This window comes from Exiguobacterium profundum (genome assembly GCF_001909285.1).
Lineage (GTDB): Bacteria > Bacillota > Bacilli > Exiguobacteriales > Exiguobacteriaceae > Exiguobacterium > Exiguobacterium profundum.
This window is the reverse complement of the sequence record NZ_MRSV01000001.1, coordinates 2,747,359-2,761,351: the sequence shown is the minus strand read 5'-3', so window position 1 is coordinate 2,761,351 and position 13,993 is coordinate 2,747,359. Positions and strand designations below refer to the sequence as shown.

The 13,993-nt window shown below is 46.1% G+C and carries 15 protein-coding genes and 1 tRNA gene; 9 read left to right on the top strand and 7 right to left on the bottom strand.

What is annotated here, in order from left to right:
- Positions 1-100 precede the first annotated feature (100 nt).
- Positions 101-1,777 (top strand): alpha-amylase family protein, encoded by a 1,677-nt coding sequence (locus BBB58_RS14245; RefSeq protein WP_244150766.1) that lies wholly within the window; start codon positions 101-103, stop codon positions 1,775-1,777.
- 30 nt (positions 1,778-1,807) lie between these two features.
- The gene (locus BBB58_RS15535) at positions 1,808-2,170 is read left to right on the top strand and encodes a hypothetical protein (RefSeq protein ID WP_244150765.1); all 363 of its coding nucleotides are present in this window, start codon (positions 1,808-1,810) and stop codon (positions 2,168-2,170) included.
- Between the two features lie 27 nt (positions 2,171-2,197).
- Here BBB58_RS15535 and BBB58_RS14240 read toward each other — a convergent pair whose 3' ends face one another.
- From BBB58_RS14240 to BBB58_RS14230, 3 genes are all read right to left on the bottom strand, one after another.
- Positions 2,198-4,813, bottom strand: a complete 2,616-nt coding sequence (locus BBB58_RS14240) for a putative bifunctional diguanylate cyclase/phosphodiesterase (protein ID WP_244150764.1) — start codon at positions 4,811-4,813, stop codon at positions 2,198-2,200.
- Positions 4,814-4,918: 105 nt separating this feature from the next.
- Positions 4,919-5,785, bottom strand: a complete 867-nt coding sequence (locus BBB58_RS14235) for a YitT family protein (RefSeq protein WP_015880767.1) — start codon at positions 5,783-5,785, stop codon at positions 4,919-4,921.
- 77 nt (positions 5,786-5,862) lie between these two features.
- A complete protein-coding gene (locus BBB58_RS14230) occupies positions 5,863-6,270 on the bottom strand; it encodes a YkvA family protein (protein ID WP_074037788.1) in 408 nt (135 codons plus the stop codon).
- Between the two features lie 112 nt (positions 6,271-6,382).
- On the opposite strand from BBB58_RS14230, the gene BBB58_RS14225 reads away from it, so the two are divergent.
- Positions 6,383-7,621, top strand: a complete 1,239-nt coding sequence (locus tag BBB58_RS14225; RefSeq protein ID WP_208606717.1) for an aminopeptidase — start codon at positions 6,383-6,385, stop codon at positions 7,619-7,621.
- Positions 7,622-7,661: 40 nt separating this feature from the next.
- On the opposite strand, the gene BBB58_RS14220 is transcribed toward BBB58_RS14225, so the two are convergent.
- Positions 7,662-8,444 carry an alpha/beta hydrolase gene (locus BBB58_RS14220; RefSeq protein WP_074037787.1) on the bottom strand — a complete coding sequence of 261 codons (783 nt, stop codon included), beginning with the start codon at positions 8,442-8,444 and terminating at the stop codon, positions 7,662-7,664.
- Between the two features lie 114 nt (positions 8,445-8,558).
- Between BBB58_RS14220 and BBB58_RS14215 the strand changes: the two genes are divergently transcribed.
- From BBB58_RS14215 to BBB58_RS14190, 6 genes are all read left to right on the top strand, one after another.
- A complete protein-coding gene (locus tag BBB58_RS14215; protein ID WP_074037786.1) occupies positions 8,559-9,140 on the top strand; it encodes a TetR/AcrR family transcriptional regulator in 582 nt (193 codons plus the stop codon).
- The gene (locus BBB58_RS14210) at positions 9,133-9,477 is read left to right on the top strand and encodes a DMT family transporter (RefSeq protein ID WP_074037785.1); all 345 of its coding nucleotides are present in this window, start codon (positions 9,133-9,135) and stop codon (positions 9,475-9,477) included. Before BBB58_RS14215 ends, BBB58_RS14210 begins: the two co-directional genes overlap by 8 nt.
- A complete protein-coding gene (locus tag BBB58_RS14205) occupies positions 9,474-9,788 on the top strand; it encodes a DMT family transporter (protein WP_074037784.1) in 315 nt (104 codons plus the stop codon). The genes BBB58_RS14210 and BBB58_RS14205 overlap by 4 nt, the downstream gene beginning before the upstream one ends.
- A 71-nt stretch (positions 9,789-9,859) precedes the next feature.
- On the top strand, positions 9,860-10,417 hold the full coding sequence (locus BBB58_RS14200) for a GNAT family N-acetyltransferase (RefSeq protein WP_084543120.1): 558 nt from the start codon (positions 9,860-9,862) through the stop codon (positions 10,415-10,417).
- Positions 10,418-10,503: 86 nt separating this feature from the next.
- Positions 10,504-10,576 (top strand) — tRNA-Val (locus BBB58_RS14195).
- A 148-nt stretch (positions 10,577-10,724) separates the two neighbouring features.
- Entirely contained in the window at positions 10,725-11,420 is a 696-nt protein-coding gene (locus tag BBB58_RS14190) for a DUF554 domain-containing protein (RefSeq protein WP_074037783.1), read from the top strand.
- 21 nt (positions 11,421-11,441) lie between these two features.
- Here BBB58_RS14190 and BBB58_RS14185 read toward each other — a convergent pair whose 3' ends face one another.
- The 3 genes from BBB58_RS14185 to BBB58_RS15530 form a co-directional block, all read right to left on the bottom strand.
- Positions 11,442-11,660 carry a FeoB-associated Cys-rich membrane protein gene (locus tag BBB58_RS14185; RefSeq protein ID WP_035387786.1) on the bottom strand — a complete coding sequence of 73 codons (219 nt, stop codon included), beginning with the start codon at positions 11,658-11,660 and terminating at the stop codon, positions 11,442-11,444.
- 11 nt (positions 11,661-11,671) lie between these two features.
- A complete protein-coding gene (gene feoB, locus BBB58_RS14180) occupies positions 11,672-13,648 on the bottom strand; it encodes a ferrous iron transport protein B (protein WP_074037782.1) in 1,977 nt (658 codons plus the stop codon).
- An 83-nt stretch (positions 13,649-13,731) separates the two neighbouring features.
- Positions 13,732-13,881: a ferrous iron transport protein A gene (locus BBB58_RS15530; protein WP_244150763.1), complete on the bottom strand. Its 150-nt coding sequence runs from the start codon at positions 13,879-13,881 to the stop codon at positions 13,732-13,734.
- Positions 13,882-13,993 lie beyond the last annotated feature (112 nt).

Below are 13,993 nucleotides of genomic sequence, written 5' to 3'. Positions count from 1 at the left end.
AAATATTTTTTTGAAAAAAATAAAAACGGGGAAATGTATAATCATTAAGAGTAGTGTCTCTTGATGAGAGAAGACAATTAGATGCATAAGGAGAGTCAATATGTCAGAGAACTCGACGTTACACAAGCTGTGCCAGGTTTTACGAAACAAGCGAACCAATCTTACCTATGAGATTCCGAGTCTTTGGAATCGCATGCGTTTCCATTCCGAGCCGGTTCGAGATGGGGTGGAACGTGTCAATCCATATGATTTTTTGTTGTTTTTGATTGAAAAAACGATTTTCCCGTATGCACATGAAAGTCGCGACTATCGTACTTCCATTGCGCTTGCAGACGGACATTTACAAACCGGGGGGGATTGGATCAAACGGGCATCGGTCTACTCCATGCAAGTTCGTACATCGACCTCATGGGACCATGACGGGTCGGGTTACGTTGAAAGGGAGAATTCAGTGGGAATGAAAGACACAGGCACTTTTGTGAAAACGCTTGCATTGATTCCACATCTTCTCTATATGGGGATCGATACATTATTCCTCTTGCCGATTTCGCAACACAGCCATAAAAACAAGAAGGGTGAATTCGGTTCTCCTTATGCCGTTCAAGACTTTTTCGCAATTGATGAAGAGTTAAAGGAAACGTTAACTGGTGACGAGATGACGGTCGAAGAAGAATTTGCCGCATTCGTGGAGGCCTGTCACATGGTAGGGATTCGTGTCGTCATCGATGTCATCCCGCGGACGTGTGCCCGAGATAACCGTCTCATCTTAGAAAACCCGGAATGGTTTTACTGGATTCCCTTGACGGAAGTCGATTACTATCATCCGCCATATGTTCCGGGCATTGGGGAGAACGTCAAACCGGAATTTGCTTTCTTGCCGATGGTGTATAACTCAGAAGACGTATGGCAACACTTGCGACGGTTCTCCATGGCACCGAATTTGATTGATGCGGAGAAATGGGATCGTGTACGTAACACGTTGCTCGAGCATCCAGAAGAAAACGTATTGGCGATGATTGAACGAGAGTTCGGATTGACAACTGCACCTGCTTTCTCGGATTGTATCAATGACCCGCAACCACCATGGTCAGACGTAACCTATTTCCGACTTTTCTTAGACCATCCGCTTGCAGCGGCACCTTATGTGAACGATGCGAACATTGCACCTTATATCCTGTTTGACTCGATCAAATCCAATCAATTCCGAGGAAATGAGATCAATGAACCTGTTTGGGAGATGCTCGCTGATATCATTCCTCACTATCAACGGGAATACGGTATAGATGGAGCGCGTATTGATATGGGTCATGCCCTTCCGGTCGATTTAGCACAACGAATTTTGGAACAACCGCGTGCCATCGATTCGAATTTCAGCTTTATCGCTGAAGAACTCATCGAGTCCGGAGCCTGGGCGGCGAAGGACGCTGGCTATAATATGATTATCGGATATGGTTTTTATAAAGAACCGCGATTCAACACGCATGAAACCCATCAATTCTTATACGATTCACGCTTTTTACCTCTTCCGGTATTTGCAGCAGGTGAAACGGCAGATACGCGACGACTCGCGACACGGGAAGGCGGACGAAAAGCAAGCCGTTTGTTGACGGTGTTGAACGGATTTATGCCTAATGGGGTTCCGATGACGAACTCGGGGCTCGAATTGTATGAGACACAACCGATGAACACTGGACTCGATTGTCGACCGGAAGAGGCGTATCAACTCTTCCCGACGGATCCTTATTTTGGCAAGCTTGCGTTTTTTGATGCGTATTAGTTTCATTGGGATCATCCAGAACGGGATGAAATGATTGAAGTGATGCATCAAGTGGCTGAAATTCGACGTCGATGGTTAGATGTGCTCGTGGATCCGAATCACTTTGAACCGCTCGTTTTAAATGAGCCGTTCGCCCCGTTCATTGGATTCGCTTGGTTACGACCGGAAACGAATGATACGTTGCTCATCGTAGCGAATACGAACATGGTAGATGCGCTACGAGGAGTTGTCACGCTTGATGGGGTGAGACGTCGAAATTGGAGTGCGAGTCGTTTTGCGGAGATGGTCTATTCACCTGATTCGTGGCCGTATGCGGAGCATTCGTTTGATGACAATTGGAATCTCGTGGTCGATTTGAAACCGGGAGAAGTCAAAGTGTACGAGATGAGATGAAAAAACGCCTTGAACCGAATAACCGGTTCAAGGCGTTGTGTGTTTCATGTAGTAAATGACAAATTCATCGAGCGGCATCGGTTTCGCATAGCGATATCCTTGCATGGAGTCACAACCGATTTTACGAAGGAACGTCTCCTGGTACTCGGTTTCGACGCCTTCGGCAACGAGTGCCATACCGAGTTGGCGTGCCATGGCGACAATGGTCGTCGTGACCATTTGATATTCGCGATTCTCTTCAAGCTGCATCGTGAACTCACGAGGAATTTTCAGTTCATCGATTGGATAACGGACGAGGTATGCGAGTGAACTGTACCCTGTCCCGAAATCATCGATAGACAGCTTGATGCCGAGTGCTTTTAACTCTAAAATGCGATTTAATACACGATCCGAATGATGTGCGGCCACGGTTTCTGTCAACTCAAAATTAAGGCGTGACGGTTCAATCGGGAACCGCTCGAACAATGTTTTCAAGTAATCGATCAAGTGTTCATCAAACAACTGACGGACGGATAAGTTGACCGATAGTTTCGGTAAATGGATGTCGCCTTGTTCAAATACGTGAATCAATTGGAATGTCTCATGAATCATCCAACGACCTAAATCCTGAATATGTCCCGTTTCTTCAGCAATCGGAATGAACTGGCTTGGTGGAATGAACGCACCGTTATGTTGCCAGCGCATGAGCGCCTCTGCTCCGATGATTGCTTTCGTCGAGGCATCCACTTGAGGCTGAAGGAAAAGGGAAATCTCGCCTTTTTCAAGTGCGGTTTCAAGCCCTTCCATCAACACTTTCCGCTCTTCTTTGTCCTCCCGTAACTCTGGTTCGAACATGACGGTTTCGTCACGACCTTTGTCTTTCGCGCGATACATCGCCAAATCGGCATTCGAGAGCAAGTGCTTTAATTTTTTCCCATGCTCTTGGAAACGGACGATCCCGATCGAGGCATGGACTTCGACGAGTGTCCCGGCCATATAATACGGGGGACGATAGACAAGCCGCCGCAATCGTTCCGTCAACATCTCATCGTCTCCATGTTCCGCGACGACGATAAACTCATCGCCCCCGAGTCGCCCGGCATATTCGTTCGGCAAGAGTGCAGTCCGCAGCCGTTTTCCGATATGTTGTAATAACTGGTCACCCATATGATGACCGAATTGATCATTGATTTCTTTAAATCCATCCAAATCGGAAAACATCAATGTGAACGTACGCCCTTCCTCGATCAAACGTTCGATTTGCTCTTGAAGTGCGTAGCGGTTATGAAGACCGGTCAAACTATCGAATTTAGCTTGATACAGAATTTGTTCTTGTTGCTCGATCATCTGGGTGATGTCTTTAGCGATAGCGTAGATGCCCTCGACTTCTCCCTCGATGATCATTGGGACGTTGACCAATTGCCAGACGCGTGTTTCCCCTTCGTCGGTCATCACACGCACATCGATTGTTCGGGGACGACCGTTCGTCAACTCTTGAAGAATGATGGTATAAGGTGCACGGTCTTTCGATTCAATGATGTCTAAGATGTTTGAGCCGAGTAGTGTTTCGGTTGTCAGTCCTAAGATAGAGCTGCCGGCCTCGTTGACAGATAACACTTCGCCATGCAAGTCGAATAAGAATATCGGTTCTGAATGGTAGACAAAAAGCGAACGGTATTGCTGTTCACGGATTTCTAATTCATGTGCCTTGGTCGACACGGCAACTTCCAAATCTGTGTTGACGGAATGCAAACGATGACTGATGAGTGCGTTCTGTTTGGAGACGACAAACTGACGAATGAGCAACAAGAGAACAGCATTTGCAATCATCGAGTCCATTACGGATGTTCCAAGAAGGCGATCGGAAGCGAGTAAAAACATCATGACGACCACACTATACAGCACATAATCGACAATGGAATCGTAGGCAAGTGCATCTTCCGATACATCATCGACCCAGTAGCTAATCGAGATGGTCAAGATACTACTGACTTGCAACAGATGAATCAATTCATGTGTAATTCCGGAAAAGACAACCAACGTGTTTGCAATCGAAGCAATCGTGAATCCAAGAATTCCGACGAGCAATAAAATCCGGAACTGTTGACCGGCTGAGACGACTCGATTTAAGTAGAGGAATGCGAGCATCATATAGAGGCTAATGAGTAACATTTGCTCTTCGAATCCGCTCAACTGTGACACGAGTGAGACGTCTTGCGTTGAAAAGAACCAAATATGAAAACCACCAATCAAAAGGAAACTGAACAGGGCGAATAAATCGAACGTGCGTAGTTTCAAAGTACGAAACTCAATCGATTGCGTGATGACGATTAAAGCCATGATTAAATAAAAGAAATTTTGGAGGAACAACAAGGACTGCATATTGTCGTTGATTGAATGATAGTGCATCAGTAAGTACAGCGTGAAGCATACATTTCCTGCACTAATCAAAATATGGATAAAACGCCGCATACCTCTATGTTTAAAGATAGCTACTCCGCTAAAGCCAATCGCTGCCCCTGATATGACGAGATAATAGATGAACAACGTGATCTGTAGTAAGTCGTGCGGGGTCAAAAATAAAAATAAAAGTCCGGTAGAAAAAGTTCCGATGAGAATCGCCGGAACGTATTGGCGCAACGAGTAAACAGACAACTCATGCACCTCCTTCTTTATATGTATGGGGCTCTTATTTATTATCGGAACAGGAGAACGAAGATTACACAAAAAAATCGACAACAATCTATATTGTTGTCGAAAATTTTAGTTTTACAGTGTATAGGAGTGTTCTTTAAAGTTTCCGACGACTGAATCGATTTCAGACACAGTGACAAACGCCTCAGAATCGATTTCAGACACGATTTGACGAAGGCGTGGGATTTCATTGTTCTGGACGACGACGTACAGCATTTTTTTCGAATCGTTCGAATATCCGCCTGTCGCATCCATGATGGTGACGCCCCGTTTCAAATTCTGCTTGATGACCAAATTGATTTCGTCTGCTTTTTGACAAATGATGAAGCATTGCTTTTGGGCAGCGAAGAATTTATGAATCGTAAGCAACGTACGGGATCTGACGAAGCTTAACACAAGCGCGTACATGACAGCTTTGATGTCAAAGACGATGAAGACCAACACATAGACGATGATGTCTTGTGTCAGAAAAATTTTAGGCAACGACAAGTTTCGATTATTCATATAGATGACTTTCCCTAGAATGTCGAGTCCACCGGTGGAAGCTCCTGCAAAGAGGAGAAGTGCGAGTCCAAGCCCTGAAACGATTCCGCTGAACACCGAAGCGACGAGCGGATCATCGAGTGGGGTCGGGGGAATCAAGACTGGCAAACTATCGATGAGGATAGAGGAAAGTACGACGACAATTCCTGTCATCAAGATAAATCGACGTCCCAAATATTTTAGTCCCAATAAAAAGAGTGGGATATTAAGCACGAGCTGTGTCAAACCGATGGGGGTTCCAAACAGTTCATTCGTAATCAACGTGATTCCAACGATTCCCCCAGAACCGATTTCATTTGGTTTGAGCAGTAAGCTGACAAAGACAGACTGAAGGATTGTCCCGGCAATGATGAACAGTACCGTTTCGAGGGCAACCCGTTTTCGAGATTTTGCATACATAGATAATGGCTAGGCCTGACGCCTCCTTTTTGTAAGTCTTTTGCAAGCGTACTGCTACTTTTACGTCATTTCAAGTCTCACATGTCATTATGGAATCGATCGATATCACTCGCTAATTGCTCATGTACGTAATCGATGACTTGAGCATCATCAAAAAGTCCGAGTGGGACATCGTCTGGAATCGCATCGAATGGGGAGACGAAGTATAGGATGGCCGCAACAAGTTCCTCTTGTTTATCGGGTTGCATCTCAAATTGTTCATTGTAAAGCGCGCGTAACATATTCAGCATTTGTTTCATCTGGAAGTAAAGTGTCAGTTCTTCTTCACGCTCGATGTTACTGATTTCATTGGATGCCACATCGACTGTGACTTTTGCGAGTGCGCGTTCACCTTGAACGAGCAAGTCGCCCAATTGTTCTCGGTCGCGGATGTCTTCTTTCGCTTGTTTTAAAAAATGTGTGTATGTTGTTTTCCAATCTGCCATTTGGATTCCTCCTTCTTTCTTCATCTACTAATATGCCCGTTTTTGCGTTTTGTTTGCAACTTTTCCTGAAATTTAAGAAAATAAAGATAACTGAAAAGGAGGAACGATACATATGTCTAAGATTTCGATGCCTACAGAGGCAGATTTCGCACGCTATGCAGAATTAGCTGTGAAAAAAGGTGTGAACATTCAACCTGGTCAACAATTAGAAGTACGTGCTGACATCAGTCAGGCACCACTCGTCCGTCACGTGGTGAAGGCTGCTTATGCGGCCGGAGCGAAGCAAGTGTTCGTCAACTGGAGCGACGAAGAAACAGGGAAGATCCGTTATTTCAATGCACCAGCGGATTCGTTCAAAGAGTTTCCAGATTGGTTGAAGGCTCGTTTTGAGCAATTGGCTGAAGAGAAGACGGCATTCTTGTCAATCGTCAGTGATGACCCGGATGCATTGAATGGTGTGGAATCGTCACGCATTTCGGATGCAAACCGTGCAGCAGGACAAGCGCTTGCGAAGTGGCGTCAATATGTGATGAGCGACAATGTGAGCTGGTCAATCGTCGCAGGTGCGTCAGAAGCGTGGGCACAAAAAGTATTCCCGGGACGTGATGATGCGGTTGCAGCATTATGGCAAGCCATCTTCGCAGCAACTCGGATGGATCAAGAAGATGTTGTCGCGGCATGGGATACACACGATCAATCACTCCGTAGCCGTGCGAAGCTGTTGACAGAGAAGAAATATGCAAAGCTTCATTACAAAGCGCCAGGTACGGAACTGACGATTGGACTTCCAAAAAAACACGTCTTCCTTGGGGGTGGCGGTCCGAACGTCGATGGCATCGACTTTATCGCAAACATGCCTACGGAAGAGGTCTTCACGCTCGCAGATAAAGATTCTGTGGAAGGTTACGTATCGAGTACAAAACCACTCAGCTACAGCGGGAACTTGATTGATGAGTTCACTCTTTGGTTTGAAGGTGGGAAAGTCGTCAAAGCGGAGGCGAAAAAAGGGCAAGCGGCTCTCGATGAATTGTTGAATATGGATGAGGGTGCGCGTCGTATCGGTGAAGTAGCGCTCGTTCCGGATGATTCTCCAATCTCGAACTCTGGTCTTCTCTTCTATAACACGTTGTTTGATGAGAATGCATCGTGTCACTTGGCGCTCGGACGTGCGTACTCGACATGTCTCGAAGGGGGTCCTTCGATGTCACAAGAAGAGCTCGCGGCGAACGGGGCGAACGACTCGATGACACACGTTGACTTCATGATCGGGTCAGCCGAAATGAATATCGATGGTGAACGGGAAGACGGGACGCGTGAAGCAATCATGCGTGACGGGAACTGGGTCATCTAAACAAAAGAGCGAATTCCGAAAGTTACGGAATTCGCTCTTTTTACGTGCAATCGTATAGATAGCGCAGTGCGTGAGGCAAGCGGCGACGCCAGGCCGATTCGTTGTGAATCGCATTTGGTTCGACCTCATATCGGAAGGCGATTCCTTTCTGCGCGATGACGTCAATCAGTTTCGCATTCGTGAATAGGTAGTCGCTTGGAGTGATAGGCCCGCTCTCTTCATTTGTGCCAATGTCCATATATAGTTTACCGGCGAACTCAGCATGTTCCATTTCTCGGATCAATGGATCAAGATTGGCCCATGCCGCAGTGGAGAGGGAACCAACTCGTCGAATAGAAGGATAGGTCGCCATCATGTATAGAGAGATGACACCTCCCATCGAGCTCCCCATGACCCCGACATCTTCTGGGTCAGTAGCGTACTCGCTGTCAATTCGTGGTTTTAATTCGTTCATGAGCCAATCTGTATACATACGGCCTTGGCCACCGAGTGTTGGACGAGTTCTTGCCAATTCGGGTCCGATCCGTCGATACAGCATCTCATCTTCCTCATATGAATACTCATCATAACGGTCCAGCCAGTTCGGGGCGCTCGCGATGGCGACGACCATGAGCGGGAGTCTTAGTAGATCGATGCAACGATCGATTTCCCAACCTTCTCCATATGTAGCAGTGTTTCCAGAAAACACATTTTGTCCATCATGCATATACAGGACGGGAAGCGGGGTGCTGACGTCGACCCAGTCTGGTCGAAATACGCGGACAATCCGCTTTTGACCACGTACCTTCTCCGTCGGAATCGACACGTTCAATTGTTCAATCATCTTTCGTCACCTCTTTCTACTTGTATTGTGGAGAATCATGAACCAAAATACAATCGCCTGACTTGACTACCTACCGTTCGTTAGGTAAAGTGTAAGGCAAGGAGAGTGAATGACGTGAATACAAAAGATAAAATCATGCAGTCTGCTCGAACACGCTTCGCACGGGATGGTTACGAAGGGTTGTCACTAGCGGCAGTGGCGGAAGATGTAGGGATTCGCAAGGCTTCTTTATATGCCCATATCGATGGGAAGGAACAACTGTTCAAACAAGTCGTGTCAGATATGGCGAATCGTTACGAAGAAGTATGGCAGACAACTTGTGACGATACGGCTGGACGACCACCTTTAGAACGAATCGATTCGATTGTCAACACACTCACGTCATTCTTTAGTGATCATGAGACTTGGATGTTGACGAAACGAATGTTACTAGTACCTCCTCCGGAGTTTCGAGAGTATATCGAGGAAGTCATCGGTACGGTCGAAACCAAGTTAAAACGATTTGAGAAAGAGCAATTTCGACTGGCGATGGAACGTGGCGATTTACCGGTACAATCGCTCGATGAACTATATGCTGCCTACTATTGCTTTTTAGATGGCGCCTTACTATCGTTATTCACATTTGAAGAGGATCGGAATATGAGACAACAAGCTGCGTTTCGAATTTTCAAGAAAGGAGTGGGTTGGGATGAGTAAAGAGAAGAGTGCATGGATCTCCCTCCTGTTTGCAGGACTACTCGAAATCGTCTGGGCGACCACGATGAAGTTGTCTGAAGGCTTCACGATTCTAGGTCCGACATTGTGGACAATCGTGTTATTGATTCTCAGTTTCGGATTATTGGCGAAAGCGTTTCGGACGCTGCCTGCCGGTACGGGGTACGCTGTTTTTACAGGAATCGGTGCGGTCGGCACAGTCATAGTTGGCGCTTTCTTGTTTGACGAGGGGCTGAGTGGATGGAAACTAATACTTGTGGCGACGTTGATTATCGGCATCATCGGATTGAAGCAAGTGACAGGAGGGGAAGAAGCATGAGTTGGGTTTATCTGATTGGAGCGGGAATTGCTGAAATGACAGCCGTTTTCTTTATGGGGAAATCGAAAGGATACCAGATTTTAAAGTGGTCGATTGCATCAATTTTATCGTTTGCGCTCAGCTTCTATTGGTTATCAAAATCACTTGAGGTCATTCCTCTTAGTCTTGCCTATTCCATCTGGGTAGGCATCGGCGCGGCCGGCGGTGTCATTTTAGGGATGCTCTATTTGAACGAAAAAAAAAATCGTTGGCGTATCTTCTTTTTGTTGATGATTATTAGTAGTGTAATCGGTTTAAAAATTGTCTCGTAAAGGATTGAAATGTGCTGAAAACGGGAATTTATTACTTCAGATTATGTGATGAAAAAAGGGGGCGGAAAACGATGCATCTTGTCGAGTTGCAATCCGAACGTTTGCGGTTTGAACCGTATACGCTTTCTGATTTCTATTTTGTCAAATCGCTTCTCCAAGATCCACGGGTGATGCGCTTCATCAGTCCGGATGGGAGACCGTATACAGACGAACAGACGATTGAATGGTTTGAACGTCAATTGGCCCGCTATGAGACAGGACGCCAAACGGGTCTCCTGAAGCTCATGACATTTGAAAGTGATGAACCGATTGGTCACGCAGGTACGCTATTGCATGAATTGGACGGCAAAATCGAGTTGGAAGTCGGATATTGGTTGTCACCGAAGCATTGGCACATGGGATATGGTCGAGAAGCCGCCGCGCGTCTGATGCAGCATGCTTTTTCAGAGGGCGAGAAGGAGATTATTTCTCTGATTCATCCGGACAACGTTCCATCTCAACGTGTCGCCAAAGCGAATGGTCTTCACTGGGATCGAGATACACTGTACAAGGATATGCTCGTCTCCGTTTATGCGGGTGACTTGGAGCGGTTATGTCGACATATCGACCGTCAACAAATGACACGATAAAAAGTCTCTAAAAAAATAAAAAAAGTTGTTGCCAACTCAATAGTTTCTTGATATATTAATAGTGTCCTTAAGAGAGGACACGACCTGATTCTGTAGCTCAGCTGGGAGAGCGCTACCTTGACAGGGTAGAGGTCGCTGGTTCGAGCCCAGTCAGAATCACTTGGGTGCCAAACCCTCGAGAAACCCACCGGAACATGGGTTTCCGCGAAGCCACTTCTTGCGAGAAGTGGCTCTTTTTTTTTTTTTTTCATGGCACGAAAGCAATTGGTATATTCCTTTCAATACATAATGAAACGGGGAATGCAACATGGTGCTAACGGGTACACTCGTCAATGCCGCATTGATTGTCGTCGGGGCATTGCTAGGTCTCTTATTTCACCGCATTCCGGAGCGTATGAAGGAGACGGTGACTGCGGCAATCGGGCTTGCGGTCATCTTGCTTGGGATTCAAATGGGGATGAAGAGTGAGAACTTCTTGATTGTCATCGGAAGTCTCGTCGTCGGGTCAGCGCTCGGGGAGTGGTGGAAGTTAGATGAATTATTAAATGAAGTCGGTTATCGACTTGAACGGCGACTTGGAAGTCAATCGAGTGTAGCGGAAGGATTCGTAACGGCCACACTCATTTTCGTGATCGGGGCGATGGCCATTATCGGGGCGCTCGATAGCGGGTTGCGTGGTGATCATGACGTGTTGTACACGAAAGGGTTGATTGATGGTTTTACGGCCCTCGTGTTAAGTTCGACACTTGGGATTGGGGTCATGTTTTCAGCAGTTCCAGTGTTACTGTATCAGGGTGGAATCGCCTTACTCGCCATTCAAATCATGAAATTCATACCGGAATCGCTCATGGACAGTTTTATTTTAGAGATGACCGCGACCGGTGGGGTCATGATTGTGGCGATTGGTCTGAACTTGGTTGGAATAAAAAAAATTCGTGTGGCCAATTTATTACCGGGGATTTTAGTGGTCGCGATGATTGTCACGGTTATACATATGCTGTAAAGAAAAAAGACTGAATTCGATTCAGTCTTTTTTCGTGGTTGCATTCATTGTGGAAGGCTCTTTTCGTAGAGCTTCCGCAATGATTTTATCCCAATCGGCTGCATCGCACGCCGCTGTACAGGTAGGTTCAATTTCACATGTTGCACATTTCCCGCCTTTTGCTTTACGTGTGTAGCGGTAAAGAGAAAATGCGGCATATCCAAAAACAATGAATCCGATGAGTAGGTCAAAGAATGACATGGTATTCCTCCTTACGCCAATCCGAATAAGCGACCGACTTGATAAATGACAAGAGACACCACATAAGCGACACCTAAACCGTATAAACTGGCGAACCATGTCAACTTGGCACTACCCACTTCTCGCCGGATGACAGCGACTGTCGCCAAACAAGGGACATAAAGTAAAACGAAGGCCATGAAGCTATACGCGCTGAGTGGGGTGAAGATTGGTAATAGCGACTCCGATAAATCTGATTCGCCGACCGCATAGATGATTGCCATCGTAGACACGACCACTTCTTTTGCTAAGAATCCGGTGATGAGCGAGGCACCGGCTTGCCAAGTACCGAATCCGAGTGGGACGAGTAATGTGGCAATCATACCACCAATCATCGCCAAGAAACTGTCATTCATCGGTACATCAAAGCCGCTTGGACCTGAATAGGCGAGTAGCCAGATGAACACAGAGCCACCAAAAATAAATGTACCGGCTTTTCGAACGAACCCTTTAGCTTTTTGCCAAGTGCTTCGCCATAAGGTAAGTCCTTGGGGAACGCGGTATGGAGGTTGTTCGACGATGAATAAGCTCGTCTGATCTTCAGAGGCCAATGCCTTCGTAAAGATTTTCGCGGCAATCAAGGCAAGGAAAATTCCCAACATATAGAGCGAGAGGACAACGAGTGCTTGATGAGTAGAGAAGAAACTCGCCGCAAACACAGCGTAAATCGGAAGCCGGGCCGAACATGACATGAATGGTGAGATGAAGATGGTGACTAGACGTTCGCGCTCCTCTTCGACCGTTCGAGCGGCCATGATTCCAGGAACGTTACATCCGAATCCGATAATCATCGGGATAAAGCTTTTTCCATTCAATCTGACGAGTTGCATGAAACGATCCATCACGATGGCGACTCGCGCCATATATCCGGAGTCCTCTAAAAATGAGATAAAGAAAAAGAGGACAAAGATTTGCGGAACAAAAACCAATACGCCACCGACACCTGCGATGACACCGTCTACGAGAAGGGCTTTAATGAATGGAGAAGCACCTACAGCATCTAACATCCAAACCGTTCCTGATGTGATCGGACCAGACAATAGTCCGTCTAATAAATCGGAAAGAGGTGCACCAACCCAATTAAATGTCACGTGGAATAGCGCATAGAGTACCCCGAAGAAGATGGGTAAACCTAAGATAGGATGCGTCACAACCGCATCGATGCGATCTGTCATCGTCACGTCCTGTGCATTGTGATTTTCAATGACCTGGTGTCGAATCTGTTTCGCCCAATCGCGACGACGCTCAGTGATGTGTGCGTGTGCAAAACGCCCTATAGCCGTTTCCAGTTCTTTTCGGACGGCAACAATCTCTGGAGATGATGCTTCTAAATGGTCGACGACAATCCGGTTGCCTGCTAAATATTGAATTGTAATCCAGCGATCCGTTCTCGATAGACCAGTTAAACGAAGAATGCGTGTAATCGCTTCTTCGGTCTCTGGACCATAGTTTAATTCGAAAGGTTGACGCTTCTCCATTTGAATCGATGAGAGCAAGACGTCACAACCATCACCTGTTCGTGCGGTGATCGGGAAGACATCTACTTGGAGGAGCGTTTTTAATTTGTCGAGATTAACATGCATTCCACGACTTTCTGCGACGTCGACCATGTTTAAACCGATTTGAAGCGGTCGTCCCATCTCTAGAAGTTGCAAAGTAAGTTGTAAGTTACGTTCTAATTGTGAAGCATCGATAATATTGATCATCCCGTCAAATGGTTCATGCAGTAAGAAACGGGAGACAATCGCTTCATCTGCCGAGAGCGGGTCTAAGTCATAGACACCGGGTAAATCAATTAATTGTCCGACTTTCCCATGTAACTGACCGATTTTTTGTTTTATTTTGACACCGGCCCAGTTGCCCACATGTGCGAATGAACCTGTTAATCGATTAAACAATGAAGTTTTGCCTGTATTTGGATTACCAATCAATGCGATCCGTTGGCTCATGGTACAATCACTCCGATTTTTTCGGCATCTGATCTTCGGATGGCGATAATTTGTTGATGATCCACTTGTTCAATGGTGAGCGGTCAAAAAAAAATAGCTCTGCGCTTCACACGAACCGAGCATCCCTCGTAAAAACCAAGAGAAATCATTCGTCGGCGCAAGCGATCATCAGTTTTAGTCAAATCAGATAAAATGACGGTTTGATTCAACGCGACATGTCGTAATAGACTCATAAGTAACCTTCCCCATCTTTTGATAACGATTCTCATTCGCTATCTTATCATGTCAAAAGAAAAAGTGAAATATTGATCATATAAAAAGTTATAAATAATAAATAGTAAGGTC